General features: G+C 57.1%; 15 protein-coding genes. 11 read left to right on the forward strand and 4 right to left on the reverse strand.

Going from position 1 to position 20,480, the window contains the following annotated elements; translation table 11 throughout:
• Window positions 1-20: 20 nt before the first annotated feature.
• The 10 genes from KA369_03370 (at window position 21) to radC (ending at window position 11,931) form a co-directional block, all read left to right on the forward strand.
• The gene (locus KA369_03370; GenBank protein MBP7734991.1) at window positions 21-473 is read left to right on the forward strand and encodes a hypothetical protein; all 453 of its coding nucleotides are present in this window, start codon (window positions 21-23) and stop codon (window positions 471-473) included.
• Window positions 470-1,999, forward strand: a complete 1,530-nt coding sequence (locus tag KA369_03375) for an alginate export family protein (protein MBP7734992.1) — start codon at window positions 470-472, stop codon at window positions 1,997-1,999. The genes KA369_03370 and KA369_03375 overlap by 4 nt, the downstream gene beginning before the upstream one ends.
• Before the next feature lie 147 nt (window positions 2,000-2,146).
• A complete protein-coding gene (locus KA369_03380) occupies window positions 2,147-4,909 on the forward strand; it encodes a CHASE2 domain-containing protein (protein MBP7734993.1) in 2,763 nt (920 codons plus the stop codon).
• 114 nt (window positions 4,910-5,023) lie between these two features.
• Entirely contained in the window at window positions 5,024-6,394 is a 1,371-nt protein-coding gene (locus KA369_03385) for a S41 family peptidase (protein MBP7734994.1), read from the forward strand.
• Window position 6,395: 1 nt separating this feature from the next.
• On the forward strand, window positions 6,396-7,379 hold the full coding sequence (gene tsaD, locus KA369_03390) for a tRNA (adenosine(37)-N6)-threonylcarbamoyltransferase complex transferase subunit TsaD (GenBank protein ID MBP7734995.1): 984 nt from the start codon (window positions 6,396-6,398) through the stop codon (window positions 7,377-7,379).
• A gap of 94 nt (window positions 7,380-7,473) precedes the next feature.
• Window positions 7,474-8,226 (forward strand): hypothetical protein, encoded by a 753-nt coding sequence (locus tag KA369_03395; protein MBP7734996.1) that lies wholly within the window; start codon window positions 7,474-7,476, stop codon window positions 8,224-8,226.
• Window positions 8,227-8,242: 16 nt separating this feature from the next.
• Complete coding sequence (locus tag KA369_03400; GenBank protein ID MBP7734997.1) at window positions 8,243-8,944, forward strand: DUF2461 domain-containing protein; 702 nt, start codon at window positions 8,243-8,245, stop codon at window positions 8,942-8,944.
• Window positions 8,945-9,904 (forward strand): hypothetical protein, encoded by a 960-nt coding sequence (locus KA369_03405; protein MBP7734998.1) that lies wholly within the window; start codon window positions 8,945-8,947, stop codon window positions 9,902-9,904. It begins immediately after the preceding gene.
• A gap of 174 nt (window positions 9,905-10,078) precedes the next feature.
• The gene (locus KA369_03410; GenBank protein MBP7734999.1) at window positions 10,079-11,125 is read left to right on the forward strand and encodes a DUF1669 domain-containing protein; all 1,047 of its coding nucleotides are present in this window, start codon (window positions 10,079-10,081) and stop codon (window positions 11,123-11,125) included.
• Window positions 11,126-11,241: 116 nt separating this feature from the next.
• Entirely contained in the window at window positions 11,242-11,931 is a 690-nt protein-coding gene (gene radC, locus KA369_03415) for a DNA repair protein RadC (protein ID MBP7735000.1), read from the forward strand.
• Between the two features lie 15 nt (window positions 11,932-11,946).
• Here radC and metH read toward each other — a convergent pair whose 3' ends face one another.
• Window positions 11,947-15,354: a methionine synthase gene (gene metH, locus KA369_03420; protein MBP7735001.1), complete on the reverse strand. Its 3,408-nt coding sequence runs from the start codon at window positions 15,352-15,354 to the stop codon at window positions 11,947-11,949.
• Window positions 15,355-15,358: 4 nt separating this feature from the next.
• Window positions 15,359-17,182, reverse strand: coding sequence for a bifunctional homocysteine S-methyltransferase/methylenetetrahydrofolate reductase (locus KA369_03425; GenBank protein ID MBP7735002.1), 1,824 nt, complete (start codon window positions 17,180-17,182; stop codon window positions 15,359-15,361).
• Between the two features lie 679 nt (window positions 17,183-17,861).
• On the opposite strand from KA369_03425, the gene KA369_03430 reads away from it, so the two are divergent.
• Window positions 17,862-18,758 carry a prolyl oligopeptidase family serine peptidase gene (locus tag KA369_03430; protein MBP7735003.1) on the forward strand — a complete coding sequence of 299 codons (897 nt, stop codon included), beginning with the start codon at window positions 17,862-17,864 and terminating at the stop codon, window positions 18,756-18,758.
• Between the two features lies 1 nt (window position 18,759).
• On the opposite strand, the gene KA369_03435 is transcribed toward KA369_03430, so the two are convergent.
• Complete coding sequence (locus KA369_03435) at window positions 18,760-19,263, reverse strand: NYN domain-containing protein (protein ID MBP7735004.1); 504 nt, start codon at window positions 19,261-19,263, stop codon at window positions 18,760-18,762.
• A gap of 6 nt (window positions 19,264-19,269) precedes the next feature.
• Window positions 19,270-20,460, reverse strand: a complete 1,191-nt coding sequence (locus tag KA369_03440) for an aminotransferase class I/II-fold pyridoxal phosphate-dependent enzyme (GenBank protein ID MBP7735005.1) — start codon at window positions 20,458-20,460, stop codon at window positions 19,270-19,272.
• Between the last annotated feature and the right edge of the window lie 20 nt (window positions 20,461-20,480).

The raw sequence follows: 20,480 nt of genomic DNA on the forward strand, positions 1-20,480 counted from the left end.
ATCGAAGCGAGGGGGTTTCCATGAGACGCACGGTCATTATACTGCTTTTTCTTTTTATTTTTCCATTTTCCCTTGTATCGGCCCAGGAGATCAATTTCATCAATTCCCTGGCTGATAAGAAGATTGTCACCTTTGAAGACGGCGTTAAAATGTACCTCTACACCCTGGGTAAGGCGCCGGCCGGTTTCAACGCCGACGTGGCGACTCTGAAGGGGCTCAAGCTTCTCAAGGCCAAAGCCTATGACAAGGACAAGCCCCTTCGGCGGGGCATGCTGGCCCTCATGGTGGCGCGGCACCTGAAGCTGAAGGGCTCCTTTTTTTACCTCCTCTTCGACACGGAGCGTTACGCCCACCGCGCCTGCGTCGCGGAAAACATCATGACAGCCACGACGAGCGAGCTTGACAGGATGACCGGCGACGAGCTCCTTGAAACCATGGCAATTGTCGCGGAGCGGATGGAGGTAAAGAAATGAAATGGATAAGCGCGCTCCTTCTGGTGATGATCGTTGCGGCCGGCTTTGCCGGGTCCGCGTGGGCCGCGAAGGAAACGAAGAAAAGCGACCAGTACTATCCCGAGCTCCAGGGAGACGATGACATGCGTATACTGGAGTCGAAAAGGAACATGGTCTCCAGCGGCTTCCAGTACGGGGCGTGGATCACCCCGGTCTTCATTTACCAGGAAACCCCCCAGAAGACCCTTTCCACGTCGGTGACGACCTTCCGCGCCTGGCTCAAGACCTATCTCTGGAACAACAGCTTCCTCTACGTGAGGGGGAAGGACACCTACACCAAGGTCCTGTACCAGAAGGGCAGGCAGTTCACCAGGGACAAGAACGTGGCGGACCTGGATGTGGGTTATATCACCATGGCATCCGACCGCAAGGACGTCGATTTCTCCGTCGGCCGCAAGTATTTCCTTCTCGGTTCGGGGCTGGTCCTGGACGGACGGGGCGACGGCGCTGAATTCAATTATTACTCAAAATATGTCAATATCAAGGCCCTGGGCACCTGGACCGGCTGGCTTGCCAAGGATGACAATCCCTACGGCCTGAGCGACCGCGATATCGCCACCGGAGCGAAGCGGGTCTTCGCCGGCGGCAGGCTCTCATGGGATTTTTTCAACCAGACCCTGTACGCCTTCGGCCTGGCCCAGTTCGATTTCGGCGATCAGCTCTACAACAGGAAGCGCTGGGAAACCTGCGCCATCGGCGCGTTCTACGACGCCGCCGCGAGGTCGAATTACACCTACGCCATGATGCACTATCACCAGAAATCCCGCTATGAATCGCAGTATTACGGCGCGGGCCTTGACGGCGTCATCGTAAGCGGCCTCTCCTATTCAGGTGAATTCGTCATGGAGAGAGGAAAAAGCTATCTTGCCGGCAACATCTATCCGGGGCTGTTCGGGTATAATGTCAAGAAGGACATCCTGGCCTACGCCGCCCAGGCAAAGCTGAATTATTACATCAACGTGATCCTGAAGCCGGTGATCATGATCCACTATGCCTTCGGCTCCGGCGACGTGAACCGGAGCAATTACCGGAATCCCAACGGAAACGCCTGGGCCAAGGACCGGGGTTTCATGTATTTCGGGACCTTCGTGGGCGGTTACGCGCTGCGTCCTGTCCTGGCGAACCTGCATATGATAAGCGGCAGCGTCGCTTTCTCGCCCTTCTCATGGTCGAGCATCTATTCATTCAAAAACATGACCATTTCGGCAAAGTACATGTATTACTTAAAGCACAAGAACATGTCTCCCATCAACTCCGGCACCGACGCAAACAGGTATAACAAGCATATCGGCCAGGCCGTGGACCTCTCGCTCCGGTGGCTCATATTCTCCGACTTTTCGTTCTTCGTCAATTACGGGATCTTCATGCCGGGGAAGGCGTCGGGTTATCAGTATTATTATGATACCGCCTATCGTATGGTCATGTTCACGCATTCGTCGGTGCGGTACCGGCACTTCATGATGGGGGGCTTTAACGTAAGCTTTTAACAGAGGCCGGACATAGTGCGATTCGGCTCCTTCCCGGTCCTATCAAGGGCCCCCGGGGCATAGGGGAACCGGAAGAACCGGCCCCGCCATGGGAAATTCAAGGCCTGCGCGTCCAACGGCAGGCCATTGTACTATTGAGGTAGAGCTATGATAAAAAGATATCTTGAGCTGGCCAATAAATTCATTGATGAAAACAAGTTCTCCGGCGTCGCCGTGGCCGTCGTCTTTTACCTCCTGGTGGTTCTTTTCTGCTTTACCGTCGTGTACGAGCGGTTCGAGCTCAATCTCTACGACCTTCGCTTCAAGCTGCGGCCCTCGATCAAGGAATGGGAGCAGCTCTCCTTCCTGGATATCGACGAGAACAGCCTGACCACCGTGGGCCAATACCCCTGGCCGAGGAACCTCTACGCGGAGGGACTGGATACCCTGAAAGATATCGGCGTGTCGCAGGTGAGCTTTGACATGATGTTCCTCGACGCCACGCCGCGGACCCTTGACGACAGGGACTACGATACGCTCATGCGGAAGATCGGGAAGGGCAACCGGGTTTCCCTGGCCGAGCTTGAAGCGGCGGGCTGGAACAAGGATAAAATATTCGCCGACAGCATTGCCTCATGCGATCGGGCCGTTCTCTCCTACACCTTCACTGACGAGGCAGCCAACTATGATGTCCTGGAGCGTCAGAAAAAGGACTCTTTCAAAAAGGCGCAGAAACGGTTTCTGGAGCGCTCCTCGGTGAAGCTATCCGCAGCCGAATCTGAAAAGCTGAAGAGCCTGGACGACCCTACCACGAAAAGCATCTCCTATCCGATCCCCGAGTTCATGAACACGGCAAAGGGCTTCGGCTTCGTGAACCGGTACACCGATATCGACGGCACGGTGCGGAAGGTACAGCTGGTCAAGGTGTACCAGGGGAGGCTCTATTTTAACCTGGCCATGGTCATGCTCATGGACGTGTGCCGGGTGCCCTTCAACAGGGTCGCCGTAAACCCGGGCAACAGCGTTATTCTCAAGCAGGCCCTGAATCCTGTCACCCAGGCCACCGAGGACATAACGATACCCATAGATTCCAAGGGGATGATGTATGTCACCTGGGCCGGCTCCGGCCGGAACAAGGATGGCCGTTTTGAGAACACCTTCATGCACGTTCCCTTCTATGCCGTTCTTGAATATCCACGCCATGCCGACACGGTGAAAAAGGTCAATGACGAGGAGGACCAGATCAAGGCGGAACGGATACGGGGATTGACCGAGCAGCTGGAAGGCTTCACGGAGGAGTATAAGGAAGGCGATGCCGCGGCGAGAAAGAACATGGCAGCCAGCATTGCTGAAATAAAGAAGCAGCTGGGATCTTTGAAAAAGAACGGCCTGCTGGCAGACTTGAGGGAGCGGATGGCCGCCGCCCGCGCAGGGTATGCCGCCGCCGGCACCGCGTCTGAAAGGGAGAAAACGTGGAAAGAGGTCGCGGACCTAAAAAAAGAGACGAACAGAACGAAGCTTGAATATATCGGCAATTACGCCGCAGAAATTAAAAAGCTGAAAAAAGAAGTAAAAGACGGCGCCAAGAACAAGCGGGACGAGCTGAAACAGATGGAATTTTTAATGAAGGCGATGAACCTGGCGCTGCTGGTTGAAAACATGTCAGAAACCGTCGCCCTGTCGGGGCTCGTGGCGGCCGGGACGCAGGATATCGGCTCCATACCGCTCCACAACGTGTACGCCCGGGTCGGGACCTATCATAACACGATCAACACCGTTATACAGAAACAGTTCATTACGAGGGTGAATTGGCCGATTAACCTCCTTATCATGCTCCTGGTGGCGGTTGCCATGGGATTTGTCATCCAGCGTCTTGACGCCAAGAAATCGCTCATATACATGACAGTAACCTTCATTGTGCTCAATGTGGCGGTGATGCTTCTTTTTGTTCTGACCAACCTCTGGCTCCAGCAGGTGGGCATTACCCTGTCCATGTTCCTGCCCTCCATGGCCATTATCGCCATTAAGTTCATGAAGGAGGAAAGCCAGAAGCGGTTCATCAAGGGAGCATTCTCTTATTACCTGTCTCCGAGCGTTATTGACGAGATCATCAAGGACCCCGATTCCCTGGAGCTGGGGGGCGAAGACCGGGAGATCACCATTTATTTTTCGGATATAAGGGGATTCTCCACCATATCGGAGAAACTCTCCCCCAAGGAGCTGGTCGTGCGCCTGAACGAGTATCTCACGGAGATGACTGATATCATCCTGAACTACAACGGCACCGTGGACAAGTATATCGGGGACGCCATTATGGCCTTTTACGGCGCGCCCACGGTCATGCCCGATCACGCGGCCAAGGCGTGCCTTGCCGCCATCGATATGAAGAAGCGGCTCAGGGAGCTCCAGGAAAAATGGATGAGCATGGGCAAGGAGCCGATATACGCCAGGATGGGGATCAACACCGGCAAGTCGACGGTGGGCAACATGGGGTCCCGGACCAGGATGGATTACACCGCCATGGGAGACGCGGTCAACCTGGCGTCGCGCCTCGAGGGGGCCAACAAGTATTATGAGACCAGCGCCATGATAAGCGGGTCCACCTATGAAGGGGTGAAGGATGTTGTCGACGCCCGCCAGCTGGACGTGATACGCGTGGTGGGAAAAAGCGAGGCCGTGCCGATATACGAACTCATTGGCAAAAAGGGCTCCCTGCCGGACCGGATCTATGAAATGCTGGACAAATACAACCAGGGGAGGGAGCTCTTCCTCAACCGCGACTGGAAGCAGGCCAGGGTCCTCTTCAAGCAGGCCCTGAAGGTGGTCGATGACGACGGTCCCTCAAAAGTGTACGTTGAGCGCTGCGATACATACGCCAAGAACCCGCCGTCGCGGGGCTGGGACGGCGTCTATGTCATGAAAGGCAAATGACGGCGGAAGCGCGGATTCTCCCTTTCCGCGCTTGATTTATTTAACTTTTTTACTTTACAGTGTACACAGTACCTGTATACACCTACCCTAGCATTCATTGTACCGGAGATAATGATGTTTAAAAAAATGAAAGAGCGGCGCATCCACCTGCTGATACTGACCTTTCTTACCGGGCTGTTCATCGGCATCAATGTTTCCTTCCTGTCGTCGGCCACGGAACCGGCCCATAAATACCTCGACTATTTTCACCGGGTATACCAGCTCATTCTTACCGAATACGTCGACGAGGCGTCGCCGAAGGAGATGTTCTACGGCGCCATCCGCGGCATGATCAACTCCCTGAACGATCCCTTCTCGCGGTTCCTTGATGAAAAGTCCTTCGAGGAGCTAAAGGAGATGACCACCGGCAAGTTTCAGGGCGTCGGCATCGAGATAACGATCCAGGACGGGCAGGTCGTGGTGGTGACCCCCATCGAGGACTCTCCCGCCATGAAGGCCGGTATTCAGTCGGGGGATATCATCACCACGATAGACGGCAAGGCCGTCAAGGGGATGAAGCTCGAAAAAATCGTGAAGCTGATCCGGGGCCTGCCGAAGAGCACGGTGAAGCTGCAGGTGAAGCGCGACGGGTATGATGATCCCCTCGATTTCGAGCTTGAACGGGCGCCGGTCAAGATAACCAGCGTGGATTACGACATCATCAAGGAAAAAAATATCGGGTATCTGAAGATCAAGAATTTCGGCTCCGAAACGACCAGGGACGTGACCAAGGCCCTCAAGATTTTCAACACCAAGGGGATAAAAAAAATCATAATGGATGTGCGGAACAACCCCGGGGGTCTCCTGAATTCCTCCATTGAAATTTCGGAGCTCCTTCTGGACCGGGGCAAGATCATCGTGTCGACCCGGGGAAAAGAGGGGAGCGGCCGCGTCCAGGTCTTCAAGTCGCAGAGCGAGCCGATCTACCGGGGGGCCCTCATCGTGCTGGTGAACAACGGCTCCGCCTCGGCGTCGGAGATCCTTTCCGGCGCGATCAGGGACAACGGCAGGGGAAAGCTCCTGGGAGTCAAGACCTTCGGCAAGGGCTCGGTGCAGAAGTCCTTCAACCTGGACGATGACATCGGCGTGGCCATCACCGTGGCCAAGTATTACACGCCGTCGGGCGAGCTGATCCATAAAAAGGGAATCAAGCCCGACTTCGAGGTTCCCCTTGAAAAGCTCTCCGAAGGGGAAATGAAAAACCTGAAAGTCATCCGGGACAGGAAGCTCCTGGAACAGTTCGTGAAAAAAGACATGGATTATACCGTGGAAACGAAAGAAGCGTTCCGCCGGCTGCTGGCCAAGAACGGAGTGACCCTTTCGGACAAGACCGTCAATTTTATCCTGAAAGACTGGATCTATCGGTTCAGGAAAAAGCCCCTCTATGACCTGGAGTTCGACCAGCAGCTCAATGAGGCCATCAAGCATATCAGCAACGGGAAATAGGATGGCCCTCGGACTCGGTCTCGAAAGCTCCTGCGATGAAACCGCGGCCGCCGTGGTGCGGGACGGCAGGGTCGTTCTCTCGAACATCATTTCAAGCCAGATCGATCTTCACCGGGACTATTACGGCGTCGTGCCGGAAATAGCGTCGCGGGCCCACCTGGAAACCATCAACATTCTCATCGAGAAAGCGCTGGAGGAGTCAGGGGCCTCTTTCAAGGACCTGGACTACGTGGCGGCAACGAACAGGCCGGGCCTGGTGGGCTCCCTCCTCATCGCGCTTCTCTCCGCCAAGGTCATCTCCCGCACGATGGGCATCCCCCTCGTAGCCGTAAATCACCTCGAGGCGCACCTCTATGCCCCCTTTCTCGAAGGGCGGGAACAGGCGTTTCCCTATATCGGGCTCCTGGTCTCCGGCGGGAATACCGTCCTGTACCATGTCCGCGGCGTGGGGGATATGGAGATCATAGGCCGCACGGCCGATGACGCGGCCGGCGAAGCCTTTGACAAGATCGCGAAATACCTTGACCTGGGGTACCCCGGGGGACCGGTGATCGAGAAGCTGGCGCGCACCGCTGCGGGAAAAACGGTCAGGTTCCCGAAGATACTGCCGGAGCCGGGGGACACGAGGTTCTCCTACAGCGGCATCAAGACCGCGGTGATCAATTACGTGAAGCAAAACCCCGGGGCCGACCGGGCCGGCCTGGTCCATGGCTTCCAGGAGCGTGTCCTGGAGCTGCTGGTCCGGCGGGCCTTTGCCGCGGCCCGGTCGCGGGGCATCAGTTCCATCGTGGTCGCCGGCGGGGTGGCCGCCAACGGAAGGCTCCGGGAGATGCTCGACGGGGAGAAGCGCGGCAGCGAGGAAATCATCATCCCCTCGCCGGGTCTCTGCACCGATAACGCGGCCATGGTCGCCGGCATCGGGTTCCGATACTTTGACGCCGGCCGCTACGATTCATGCGCCGTTGACGTCCATGGGCGGGTATAATTTTACTTGATTAATTGGCCGTTCTCGGTAGAATATGAACCGCCCGGCCGGAAATGGCCGCGCCGGGCGGTATTATAGGCGGGGCCGAACAACAATGGCAAAAAAAGACGAGAGCTTCAACAATCTCATCGACGAATACCTGAAAATGGTGGAGGATCCGAACCATCCGGGCGGCGTCGGCGGACAATTCAACCGGCTTCTCACGGATTATTTTTTCATCAACGAGAAGAATGAAAACCGGACCTTGGAGCAGTTCCTCGAAAAGATAGAGCCCCCCGAATTTCTCGGTTCCGCCAAAAGCATCTTTGACATGGATATTGAAAATCTCAGGGGTTACGTGCGGGGCCCGTCGACCGGGGAATCCCTCGCGGGAAAGATCATGCTTTCCCAGCAATACCTGAAATCGTTCTACCCCCATCACGCGCCGGCGTTCAACAAGCTCCCCGAGGATGTCCGCTTTGAGCTGATGGACGCCATCAAGGATAAAAACGAGACCATCATCACGGCCTTTGAGAAAATGATGAGCGACCGGGACGCGGACCGGAAGAGGAAGGTGCTGACCCTCATCGCCCTGATCATCAAGAACATACACTACCGGAGCGGTATTCCCCTGAACAAGCTGCCAAAGAACGTGGAAGAGATCATACGGGAGACCTTCCTGGACACGGATGAAATCTTCACCGCGAGCCAGAAACAGATGGCGGACCTCCTGGACAACACGAAGATCAAGCAGCTGGTGAAGACTTTTTTCATGGTCAAGCAGTTCAAGGACATCACCGGCATTGCCGAGATGTTCATTGCCGAGCTGGAGCGCTATCGGAAACGCACGATAGCGGCCCGGATATAAAGGGAGAGCATGGCCCATGACCGAGAAATTTGAAGGGTTCCCCAGGGAGTGCCTTGCCTTCTACCGCGGCCTTGGCAGGAACAACACGAAGCAGTGGTTCGAAGAGCACCGGCGCGACTATGACGACCATGTCCTGGCCCCGGCCCGGCGGTTCGTCGAGGCCATGGGCGACGCCTTTGCCCGGCGGTCCCCCGGGATACACGCCGACCCGCGCACGGATAAATCGATATTCAGGATCCACCGGGATATCCGTTTTTCCCGGGACAAGCGCCCCTTCAAGACGCACCTCGCCCTCTGGTTCTGGGAGGGCAACGGGCCGCGGATGGAGTGCTCCGGGTATTATTTCCACCTGGAGCCGGGTACGCTCATGCTGGGGGCGGGGATATACATGTTTCCAAAGCACATGCTGAAGGAGTACCGCGACTCGGCGGTGCACCGGAAATACGGACCGGAGCTGGACAGGGCGGTGAAGCGCGTATTGAACAAGGGCCCCTATGGCCTGGGCGGCTCCTTCTACAAGAAGGTGCCCCGGGGATACCCCGCGGACCATGGCAACGCGGAGTACCTCCTCTACAACGGCCTCTGGGCCGGAATGGAGGTGCCGGTGCCGAAGGAGGTCCATTCATCCGGCCTTGTCGCGTACTGCATGAGGCGGTACGCCGACATGGCGCCGCTCCATGAATGGCTCTATGCCTTGACAACGAGGGTTTCAGGATAGATGAACTTCATCGAAGAAAAAACGCCGAAGGGGTATCTCCTGAAGATCTTCTTCGACAAATGGCAGTATCTCGCCTTTGACAAGAAAGGCAAATCGATCTATGGGGACAAGGAATGCAGGAGCCTGCTCCACCAGGTCCCGGTCATCATTTTTGTCGGCGCCACCTTCGATATCAGGAGGGAATATGACCGGGGCTACATGTTGCTGAAGATCCGGAACGGGGAGATCGTGGTTCCCTACCGCGATCAGCGGGACCTGAAGACCAAGTTCTTTTTCCTTTCCACCGACAAGGAAATGGACGCGGTCCCGGCGCGCATGATGCACGTCTCCGACGTGGCGCAAATGGTCAGGGACATCGACGTGACCGTGCAGCCCGATTACGTGGTGGTGGACGACGCGGTCACGCCCAACGACGTCATCATAATAAAGAACCGGTACAAGGTTAACGAGATCGTATACGTGGAGCTGTCGAACAACGTGTTCCTGGCGGAACGGCTCCAGATACCGGATTCAGACCGCGTGATGAACATCAACATGATGTCGTCGAATCCGGTGTTCCTGGCGCGTATCCATCTCCGGACGATGGACCTGGCCAAGATCAACCAGCTCCTGCTCGACTTCGAGATAACGGCCCTCGATACGGAGTATATCCTCAGCTTCATCCAGGACCTTCTTGATAGAGAGGAAAGCGATACCACGGTGCAGAAGAACAAGGCCATGCTCCTTGACCTGCTCAATTCGTTCAAATTCTATCACAGCCTGCTCAAGAAGGACGAGGAGAGCATCACGAAGATGATAGAATCCACCACGGACATCAAGAAATTGACGCCCTTCAGGACACTGGTGTCGAAGGTGAAGGCCATGTATCCCGGCGCGGAGGAGCAGAAGCTCTACACCGTGTATGAGAATATCCTCTACGACAAGCTGGAAGAGCTCAAATCCGGGATACAGGTAAGATGAGCGGGATATGGATTAACGCCCCGGTACCCCCGGAAGCCGGTCTTATGCCGGCTTTTTTTAATTAATCGGGGGGATGTTCGTTATACCCTGTGAAGGGCTTTTTTAAAGTGCATCCCGGGTTTCGGGATGCGCTCTTATTAATGCTTCGATGACGCAGTGATATAAGGAAAACATATGCTGAATAAGATGGTAAGAACATTTTTTCTGGTCATTCTTCTGGTCGCGGCGATTCCGGCCGGAGGCGACGGGAAAGGCTGGTGGCAGCTCTATTTTACCGCGCCCGGGAAAGCGGCTTTTCTCTCTAACACGGTGAACCCTGAAACGGGGCTGGTATCGATCATCGGGAAGGCGGAAAAATTCTTTTACGGCGCTTTTTACGAGATTTCCTCGCCGAAGGTCGTGGACGCCCTTGTGGCGGCGCGGCGGCGCGGCGTGGACGTCAAGCTCGTGTGTGAATACGATACCATGGGAAGAAAAAAAGGGAGGGGGAGCCGTTTCATGAAAAAGCTGGAAGATTCCGGCATAACGGTGATCGCCGACCCCCCGCGACGGCGCGGCCTCATGCACAATAAATTCGCCGTCATAGACGGCGCCTACCTCTGGACCGGGTCCTATAACGCCACGGTAAATGATTCGGTGAAAAACAACAATAACGCCCTATTGATATCTTCACCGCTCCTGGCAGATATCTATAAAAAAGAATTCCTGGAAATGTTCGACGAGGAAATATTCGGAAACCGGAAGGAGCGGGGCCCCTTCGCGGAGCTCAGGAAGAGCTATTATGTGAAAATAGAGGACACGGACATAAACGCCTATTTCGCTCCGGAAGACAACGTTGAGCGGATCATTCTCAAGCGCCTGGAAAAGGCGAAGACGTCGATCCATTTCATGGCTTTTTCCTTCACCAGCGCAGGCATAGGGGAAATGATGATAAAGAAATCCAGGTCCGGGGTCGCCGTGGAGGGCATATTCGAACGGCGCGGCGCCAAAACCGGTCATTCCCAGTACGTGAAGATGAAGCTGGAAGGAATTCCCGTCAGGCTGGACCGCAACCGCGGGGCCATGCACCACAAGGTCATAATCATTGACGGCGAACGGGTGATCATGGGATCGTACAACTATTCCCGGAACGCCAACAGGTCCAATGACGAGAATATCCTCATTATCGACAATAAAAAGATCGCCTCCGAATACCTTGCGGAGTTCAAGCGGTTATGGTGAGGAGGGCGTGAACGGATACGCCTGTATTGAACGGGATACCCGTCATCGCGGATCGGTCATATGCGCTTTTTCCCGTAAATTTTTTATTTTTTTTGCATCCATTCGTTTATCTACATATGGAACAGAACATAAATAACAATACGGTTTTTGAGCACTATCTCCTGCCGGTGCAGAAGTGCCGGGAAGGTGCGGACATCAGGGTCCTTTCGGACCATGAGCTCCTTGCCGTCATGGTGGGAACCGGGACAAAGGGCCATGACGTGGTCGACCTTTCCACGGAAATGCTGAAGAGCTTCGGGAGCCTCGGGGGCCTGGCCTCGGCGGGCATCAGGGAAATAGCCCGGCTCCGGGGCATCGGCTTCACCAAGGCCGTGCGGATCCACGCGGCCTTCGAAATGGGGCGGCGCGCCGTGGCCAGGCCCGGCGCGTCCCGCCATCTCGATTCGCCGGGAGCGGTATGGGAGGTCCTCCTGCCCCACATGGCCTGCCTCGACCGGGAGGAGTTTCGGGTCCTCATCCTGAACAACAAGAACAGGCTCCTGAAAAACACTATGATATCGGCCGGCACCATATCGGAGGCGATCGTACACCCGCGGGAGGTGTTCAGGGACGCCATTCGCGAGGGCGGGGCAGCGGTGATCGTGGCCCACAATCATCCGACGGGGGAGCTCACGCCGTCGCGGGAGGACATCCACACCACGCAGCGCCTGGTGGACGCGGGAAAGATCGTGGGTATCCCGGTGCTGGACCATGTCATTGTCACCAACGCCTCCTATTACAGCTTCAAGGAAGGCGGGTATATTTAAACCGGAAGGGTTTCGCTATATGATGAAATACCGGGCCCCGGGATGGTGGACGATGAAGGCGCTGGTGGATTGCTCAGGCACCATCCCGCCGCTTTCCACCGTGGTTATGCCGATGCGGTCGGCCCCGAGGATATCCAAAAGCGTCCTGTTGTCGTCAAGGCTCGGGCAGGAGGGATAGCCGAAGGAATAGCGCAGTCCCCGTCCCGCGGGAGTGGATGGCTCGCTGCTGCGTAAACCCAGCTCTGAGCCGATCCTGGCGTTCACCATCTCGGCCATGGCCTCCGCCAGCTCCACGCCGAGGCCGTGGTAGAAGAGGTAATCACGGTATTCCCCGGCCTCGTAAAGACCATGGACCAGCGCGTCCAGGCCGGGGCCGATGGTCACCGCCTGCAGGGCGACCAGGTCGGTGACACCGCTCCCTTTCGGCAGGAAGTAATCCGCAATGGATCGGAAGGGCGGTCTTTTCTGCCGGGGAAAATGGAACAGCCCAATTGTCGAAGCACTGTCAGCCGGGTCCAGGACCCGTACCGTGTCGCCGTCGGACAGGCAGGGCCAGTAGCCATATGCCGCCCGGGGCGAGAGGATCTTTTCCCTGAGAAGGCGCTCCTTCATCTCCTCGAGTGCCGGAACCGCCTCTTTCCTTATAAGAGCATCAAAATCATCCGGTTCAAGGCCGCGGCTGCGGAAGCTCCATCGCGCCCTGAAAAGCGCACGTTCGTTCAGGTACGGAAAGATCGATTCGGTCGTGATCGAGTCCAGCACCACGCCTCCCCGGAAGGGGGGTTTCGGTATGGATGGGGCCGGCGCCAGGGTATCCGCATCCTCCGAGGCAACCTGACGGGGCGGCCTCACCGTTGAGGCGTAACGGATTTTTTCAGCCTCGCCGTATTCAGCCAGCTTCCCCTCCTTCAGCAGGGTCATGGCGCGGAAACCCTTGAAGGCGTCCTCGCAGTAGAGGACCGGCGACTCCAGGATCGGATCGCAGGTTTCCATCACATAGCTCCGGGTCAGGGCGGCACCGCCCAGGAGCACCGGGATATCGAGGCCCTGGGCCTTCATGAATTCAAGGTTTTCCCTCATGACCTGGGTCGATTTTACCAGGAGCCCGCTCATGCCGATGGCGTCGGCGCCCGTTTCCCTGGCCTTGTTTATTATCTCCTCGATATCGACCCGGATGCCCAGGTTGTGGACCTGGAACCCGTTGTTCGACAGGATGATGTCCACCAGGTTCTTTCCTATGTCATGGACGTCGCCCTTCACCGTGGCCAGGACGATGCTGCTTTTCCGCGTTGATTCGATCTTGTCCATGCGGGGGGTCAGGTAGTCCACGGACCGTTTCATGACCTCGGCGGACTGCAGCACAAAGGGAAGCTGCATCCTGCCGCTGCCGAAGAGCTCTCCCACCTGCTTCATGGCCGGCACCAGGATGGCGTTGATGATTTCAGCCGGAGGGATGGCGCCAAGGAGACGCTCCAGCAGCTCTTCAAGGCCGGCCCTGGAGCCTTCGATGAGGCGCTTCCGCAACAGGTCCTCCGGGCGCAACGATTCTTCAGACGCTCTGTCGTTATCCTCGATGACGGCGGTCCGACTTTCGAAATGCCCTATGAATTCGAGAAGGGGATTGCCCGGACCGGCGTTGTCGATTAGGTTCAGCGCCATTTTCAGATCGGCCTCGTCGATGCGGTTCACCGGAATGATCTGGGCCACATTGACAATGGCCAGGTCCAGGCCGGCCTGGACGGCGCGGTAGAGAAACACCGAGTTCAGTATCTGCCGCGACCGCGGGTTCAGGCCGAAGGATATATTGGAAAGGCCAAGGAGTGTGAACACGCCGGGAAGGGCTTCCTTGATGAGCCCGATCCCCCGGAGCGTTTCGATGGCCGCTGTTTTCAGCGTTTCGTCGCCGCTACCCAGGGTAAAGGTCAGGGGGTCGAAGATCAGGTCGGACGGCGCGAGGCCTTCTTCCGTGGCTATGTTAAAAAGCCTCCGGGCCACGGCGAGCTTCTTTTCCGCGGTTTTGGCCATGCCCTCCTCGTCTATGGTAAGGGCGATGACGGCCGCTCCGTAGCGCCGCGCCAGTGCGCAGACGCGGCGGGTCCTTTCTTCCCCTTCCTCCAGGTTTATGGAATTGATGATGGCGCGGCCGCCGTAGCGCTTGAGGGCCGCCTCGATGACGGCCGGGCTTGTGGAGTCGATGACCAGGGGCAGCGGCACCTCCAGGGCGAAGCGGGGCGCCATCCTGACGATATCGGCAATTTCATCGCGGCCGGCGTAGGCCACGCAGAGGTCCACGGCGTGGGCCCCTGACCGGACCTGGTTTTTCCCGATCTCTACCATGCCGTCCCAGTTCTCGGCCAGGAGATATTCGCGGAACTGCCTGCTGCCGTTGGTGTTGGCGCGCTCTCCCACGAAAAAAGGCGCCGGCTCCTGGCGGAGCTCCTGGAAGCGGTAGAGGCTCGCCACGCCGGGAACTGATTCCATCGCGCGGCCCGCCGGACGGACGCCGGCAAGGGCTTTTTTCAGGGCCCTGATATGGTCGGGGGAGGTTCCGCAGCAGCCTCCGACGAGGCTCACGCCGTACTGTGTGACGAACTTCCGGAGCTCTTCTGCGAAGGCCTCCGGCTCCAGGGTATAGACCAGGGAGCCGTTGACGTTCGTTGGAAGGCCGGCGTTGGGCATGACCAGGACCGGCCCGGGGAAGGTCCGGCAGAGCTCCTGCACGTGGGGCGCCATCTGGGACGGTCCGGTGGCGCAGTTGATGCCGAGGATATCGACCGGGAGCGCCGCCAGGATCGCCACTGCGGCCAGTACCTCGGTGCCGACGAGGAGCGTTCCCGTGGTCTCAACGGTGACGCTGGCCGCCACGGGAATATTCAGGCGCCGCTCAGACTGGGCGTCCCTGATGGCGCAGAGGCAGGCCTTGATCTGGAGCGGGTCCTGGCAGGTCTCGAGAAGAAAAAGATCTATGCCGCCGTCAAGTAAACCCTGGATGGCCGGAAGGTATGCGTCATAGATCCCGTCGAAGTCCGTGTGGCCCAATGAGGGAAGTTTCGTCCCCGGACCGAGTGAGCCTGCGACGAAGCATGGACGTTCCTTTATGTCGGCCGCCGCTTCGCGTGCGATCGTCGCCGCCGCCCGGGCCACGGCCCGGGCCTCGGCGCCGAGGCCGTATTCCGAGAGAACCGCCGCTGATGCGCCGAAGGTGTTGGTCTCTATGACATCGGCCCCTGCCGCCAGATAGGCGCGGTGAATATTCCTGATGGCGTCCGGCGCGGACAGGTTCAGGGCCTCGTTGCAGCCCGGGCGCCCTCCCCAGGCGCTGTCGGCGAGGGAGAGCTCCTGTATCTCGGTGCCCATGGCTCCGTCCAGTACCAGGACCGCGCGCTCCCCGAGATATTGAAGAAATGCAGTGCCGCCGCTCATCGCTTTACCCCTTCAGCACGTCAAGGGCGTACTGGACGCGGCCGAAGGGGGCCGATATCTGCACCCCCTGTATCATGCCTCTCATGTCATCCAGCAGTTCCCGCGCTATGGCGATCCCCTCTTTGACCGCCTCAGGTCCCGTTCCGGCCCTGCGCATCCTTTCGAGGATGGACTGCGGCACTACGACCCCCGGCACTTCGTTGTTCATGAACTCGGCGTTTCGGTGGGACACCAGGGGCCAGAGCCCCGCTATCACCGGGATGCCGAGGCCGTCGATGCTCTTCATGAAGGCTTCGAACTGGGCGATATCAAAGACCGGCTGGGTGATCACAAACTCCGCGCCCGCTTCCTTTTTCTGGAAGAGACGCTCGATCTCCCTTTTCTGGTCCTCGAAGCCGGGGTTGGCGCCCACGCCTATCAGGAAGCCCGTGGGTGTGCCGATGGGATGGCGGCCGATATCATGGCCGTGGTTGAGGTCCCGGACCACTCTGACCAGTCCGATGGAGTCGAGGTCGAACACCGCCGTCGCGTTCGGGTAATCCCCGAGCTTCGGCGGGTCACCGGTAATAATGAGGACGTTCCTGAGGCCCGCGGCGTAGGCTCCGAGAAAATCGGACTGCATGCCGATGATGTTACGGTCCCGGCAGGTATAGTGGAGCACGGTCTCTATCCCCGCCTCGCGCTCCAGCAGTATCGCCAGGGGCATGGGCGCCAGCCGCGCGGATGCGCGGGGGCCGTCGGGGATGTTCACGGCGTCGATGCCGTTCTGCTTCAGGAGCTTCGCTGAATCGACCACCGCGGCCGCGTCGCAGCCCCGGGGCGGCGTTATCTCAACGGAGACCACGAATTCCCCCCGGGCGAGCTTGGCCCCCAGGGCGGACTTTTTCTCTAGGGGGATTGTTTCCACCGTGTCGCGGCCGGATGTTTCCTCCACCACCGTATCCCGCTTCTCAGGGTATCGGGACTTTATGGCCTGCTTCATGGCCCGTATGTGTTTCGGCGTGGTGCCGCAGCATCCGCCGATGATGCTGGCGCCGCTATTCAGGAACTGCACCGCGTATTCGGACAGGTATTCGGGGGTGGTCATGTAGATGTTGCGGCCCCCGACGTGGCGGGGATAGCCCGCGTTGGGCTGGACCGATACGGGCTTGTCCGTCAGGCGGACCATTTTTTTAAGAAGATCGAGCATGGGAGCGGGACCGACGGTGCAGTTCAGGCCAATGACGTCGGCATCGGTCCCGTTCAGGAACCGGACCGCCTGCTCCAGGGAGGTGCCGTAGGTGGTCCTGCCGTCCTCGTTGACCGATACCTGGGTGATGACGGGCACTTTTTTTCCCGGGAGGACCGCACCAAGGGCTGCTTCGAGCATATCCAGCTGGTCAAAGGTCTCAAGGATGAGAAGGTCCACTCCGCCCTCTATAAGGGCCTCCGCCTGCTCGCGGTATGCCTCCTCAGCCTCGGTACAGGTCACCGCGCCCAGGGGCTCCACATTGGTCGACAGGGGTCCCATGGAACCGGCCACCAGTACGGCGGAACCCGCGGCGGAGCGGGCAATTCCGGCGCCGGCGATATTGATGTCGCGGACCCTGTCGGCCAGGGCGTACTTGGCCAGGTTCACCCTGTTGGCGCCGAAGGTGTTGGTCTCCACCACGTCGCAGCCGGCCTTGACGTATTCCTCGTGAATTTCCTTAATAAGGCCCGTCTGAGTCAGGTTGAGGTTGTCGAAGCACTGGTTTATGTATATCCCCTTGTCGTAGATCATGGTGCCCATGGCGCCGTCGAAGAGGATCGCTTTACCCTGCGTGAGCATTGATAAAAATGGATTCATGGCCTGTTACCGCCTGCTAATAAGTTATGTTTCAACAGTAATAACAATGATCGGCACGTTCAATTCATGATAGTGCAGGTGGTTAAGAAAATGCAAATGTTTCTTGCCTACCGGTTTTATAGTGTGACGCACTGTATAATATTACTATATCAATATATATAGATATAGTAATATAAATGATGTTTAAAGTCAATATTTTTTTAATTTTTCCCGGGCAATAATTAGGGCCGAAGTATTTATATATTTGAGTCAGGCTTTGTTACTAAATATAATATTAGCGAATTTGATATCACATTTTTTTCTCGTTTCGTTTGTCAGTTATTGATGTCGATTGTTTTGCTGCGGAAGGTCCATCGTGGACCATCCTCGCTTCACGCAAAAGCAGAGCCTTTTTGCGACTTCCTGTCGCGGCTCTGCACTCGATCATCCTGATCAGCGCACCTTGTTTTGCTCGTTTTTGAGCAAATTCAGGCAATTTATTATTTATCACGTCGAAAAAATGAGATGTCAAATTCGTTGTTAATTTATATGAAAAACATCTGACTCAAGTTGTCTTTTTATGTAAGATTGACTGGATGAGAGAGGATTCATCAATCCTATAAATACTTCTTGAAAAAAATGCCCCGAAGCATTCCTGTAACTCCATCATCTAGCTTGTACCGGTAACGAGGTGCCCACCGTGAAACACACACTTTTTTTTTCAATTATTTTAATCATGGCCATTTCCTCTTTGTCCGCAGGAAAAGAGGAAAAATCCCCCTATGACATAAAACCGGGACGGTGGCTTCGGAACGTTAAAGTCGAATATGAAGAAGGCTCGGTCAAGGGCCGGGGCCTCGTCCAGATCTATTTTCCGAAGAATTATACAGGCGGCTCAAAGGCCCGGACCCTTATTGTGCTCCACGGCTACCGGCAGCAGCCGAGCGACTGGGAAAACGGCACGCCCGTTACCGAGTACGCGGACCGCTACGGCTTTGTCCTGGCCTGTCCAGCCATGACCACGACACTGTACGAGTCACGGTATTTCCCGGAGACGGTGAACAGGTGGGCGCCCCAGCCGGGAGGGGTATTCATATCAAAGACCCTGATCGAATTTCTGAAGAAGAATTTCGGCCTCGCCAAGGACCGCGGCACCACCGGCATATTCGGCATATCCACCGGCGCCCGGGGGGCCGTTCTCCTGGCTGCCCAGCACAGGAAAATATTCGGGGCGGCCGCGGGCCTCTCCGGGGACTACGATTCAGAATCGATAAAGAACGACCGGCTCCTCATTTCCGTATACGGATATTATGAGTCCAATAAAGAGCGCTGGGAGGAGGAAGTCAATATCATCAAGCTGGCGGAAAATCTCAAAAAAACGCCGGTATTCCTCGGGCATGGGACCAATGACGGGGTGGTGCCGCCGCCGCAGACAACAATGCTGGCAGACCGCCTGATGCAGCTCGCCGCAGACAAGGGCGGGTATGAAGTTGTCGTGGACAGTGAGAAAAGCAAGGGCGCCGGCCATGACTGGAAGTACTGGGGCAGCCTGGTGCCGGAGGTTTTCGCCTTTTTCGATAAAAAGCTCGGGAAATAGCCTACAACTTTTTACCTTTTTTTGTAAAAAGTCTCTCCCAGAAAGAAATCTCCTCGTCTGACACGGCGGGATTGTCCTCCTTTTCGGGCAGGACCTCGGCGTAATGATCTTCAATGGTCTTCGTGAGGAAATCGGCGAACTTTTCGCTCGTCATGGTCTGCGCCTTGAACCGGTTGACGTAAAAGAGGATGTCCTTGTCGGAGGTCACCACGGTGCTCATCTTCGGGTTCGGGTCTTTCTTGATGAATTCCTTGATGAGAAAGTCGGCGGAATAATCGAGGGAGTAGTACACGTCGATAGTGGCGACCCGCTCGCTGCGGACATTGTGGGAGGGGTTTTTCTTCCCGTCAAAGACCACCCGTATCCTGGATTTCCTGATTTTCTGGAATTCCTTCAGCCGGTCCAGGAGGCCCGCCCGGGCCTCGTTGAGCTGCCCGAGGAGCATCTTCTCCTCCAGGTCCGGGAACTTGTACATCAGGTTGAAGCCGTCAATCAGCAGTACCATGGCCGGTCATTTCAGGCTTTTCGCGAACCGCTCGATCCGCGTCATCGCCTCCCTGAGGTTATCCATTGACGTGGCGTAGGAGCAGCGGACATGGCGTTCGCCGCACTCGCCGAAGGCCCTGCCGGGCACCACGGCGACCTTTTCCGCGGCCAGGAGCTGCAGCGCGAAATCCCTGCCCGAAAGGCCGGTGCCCGAAACGTCGGGAAAGACATAGAAGGCCCCCTCCGGGACAAGGCAGTCAAGGCCGATCTCGTTGAACCTGCCCGATATGAAGTTCCTCCGCTTCAGGTACTCCTTCCTCATGGCGGTAACGTCTTTCTCTCCTTTCCGGAGCGCCTCGATGGCGGCGTATTGGGCCATGGACGACGCGCAGAGGGCCGTGTACTGGTGGATCTTCATCATTATATCGATGAGGAACTTCGGCCCCCCCACATAGCCGAGGCGCCACCCCGTCATGGCATGGGACTTTGAAAAGCCGTTCAGGTAGATGGTGCGCGATTTCATCTCCGGAATGGAGGCTATGGAAAAGTGGTCGCGGTCGTAGGAGAGGGCGCAGTATATCTCGTCGCTGAGGACTATGAGGTTACGGCTCATGGCCAGCTCCGCCACCTGCTCAAGGGTGGCCCGGTCAATGGTGGATCCCGTTGGATTTGACGGGTAGTTGAGCATGATTGCCTTTGTTTTAGGGGTGACGCTTTTTTTCAGGAGGTCCAGGTCGATCTTGAAGCGGTCCTTCTGGTAGGTCGGTATGATGACCGGCTTCGCGTGCAGGAGCGACACGTTGGCGGTATAGGAGACATAGCAGGGCTCGAAGATTATCACCTCGTCGCCGGGATTCAGGATGCTCCGCAGGGCGAGGTCGAGGCCCTGGCTAACGCCCATGGTGACGATGAGCTCCGTGTCCGGGTCGTAATTGACCTTGTAGTGCGCGGCGATGTACTCGACAATGAGGTCGCGCAGGTCCGGCAGGCCGCGGTTCGGGGTGTAATGGGTGTTGCCGTCCTTGATGGCGAAGATGCCGCTGTCCGATATGCGCCAGGGCGTGACAAAATCCGGCTCCCCCACGCCCAGGGAAATGCAGTCCGGCGTGGAATAGACGATATCAAAGAACTCGCGTATCCCCGAGGGGGGGACGGCGCTGCCCACCTGGGAGACCAGGGACTCGGGATTGTTTTTTTCTACCAGTTTCAGCTTCATGGCGCTACCCGCGGCGCCGG

The sequence above is a fragment of the Spirochaetota bacterium genome, assembly GCA_017999915.1.
Taxonomy (GTDB): domain Bacteria; phylum Spirochaetota; class UBA4802; order UBA4802; family UBA5550; genus RBG-16-49-21.

What these genes read in the sequence shown, in the direction of transcription:
- metH (MBP7735001.1), bottom strand. Translation starts at nt 15,354, where the DNA reads ATGAGCGGCGGCACTGCATTTCTTCAATATCTCGGGGAGCGCGCGGTC.
- KA369_03370 (MBP7734991.1), top strand. Translation starts at nt 21, where the DNA reads ATGAGACGCACGGTCATTATACTGCTTTTTCTTTTTATTTTTCCATTT.
- KA369_03410 (MBP7734999.1), top strand. Translation starts at nt 10,079, where the DNA reads ATGCTGAATAAGATGGTAAGAACATTTTTTCTGGTCATTCTTCTGGTC.
- KA369_03405 (MBP7734998.1), top strand. Translation starts at nt 8,945, where the DNA reads ATGAACTTCATCGAAGAAAAAACGCCGAAGGGGTATCTCCTGAAGATC.
- KA369_03425 (MBP7735002.1), bottom strand. Translation starts at nt 17,182, where the DNA reads ATGAATCCATTTTTATCAATGCTCACGCAGGGTAAAGCGATCCTCTTC.
- radC (MBP7735000.1), top strand. Translation starts at nt 11,242, where the DNA reads ATGGAACAGAACATAAATAACAATACGGTTTTTGAGCACTATCTCCTG.
- KA369_03375 (MBP7734992.1), top strand. Translation starts at nt 470, where the DNA reads ATGAAATGGATAAGCGCGCTCCTTCTGGTGATGATCGTTGCGGCCGGC.
- KA369_03435 (MBP7735004.1), bottom strand. Translation starts at nt 19,263, where the DNA reads ATGGTACTGCTGATTGACGGCTTCAACCTGATGTACAAGTTCCCGGAC.
- KA369_03385 (MBP7734994.1), top strand. Translation starts at nt 5,024, where the DNA reads ATGTTTAAAAAAATGAAAGAGCGGCGCATCCACCTGCTGATACTGACC.
- KA369_03380 (MBP7734993.1), top strand. Translation starts at nt 2,147, where the DNA reads ATGATAAAAAGATATCTTGAGCTGGCCAATAAATTCATTGATGAAAAC.
- tsaD (MBP7734995.1), top strand. Translation starts at nt 6,396, where the DNA reads ATGGCCCTCGGACTCGGTCTCGAAAGCTCCTGCGATGAAACCGCGGCC.
- KA369_03395 (MBP7734996.1), top strand. Translation starts at nt 7,474, where the DNA reads ATGGCAAAAAAAGACGAGAGCTTCAACAATCTCATCGACGAATACCTG.
- KA369_03440 (MBP7735005.1), bottom strand. Translation starts at nt 20,460, where the DNA reads ATGAAGCTGAAACTGGTAGAAAAAAACAATCCCGAGTCCCTGGTCTCC.
- KA369_03400 (MBP7734997.1), top strand. Translation starts at nt 8,243, where the DNA reads ATGACCGAGAAATTTGAAGGGTTCCCCAGGGAGTGCCTTGCCTTCTAC.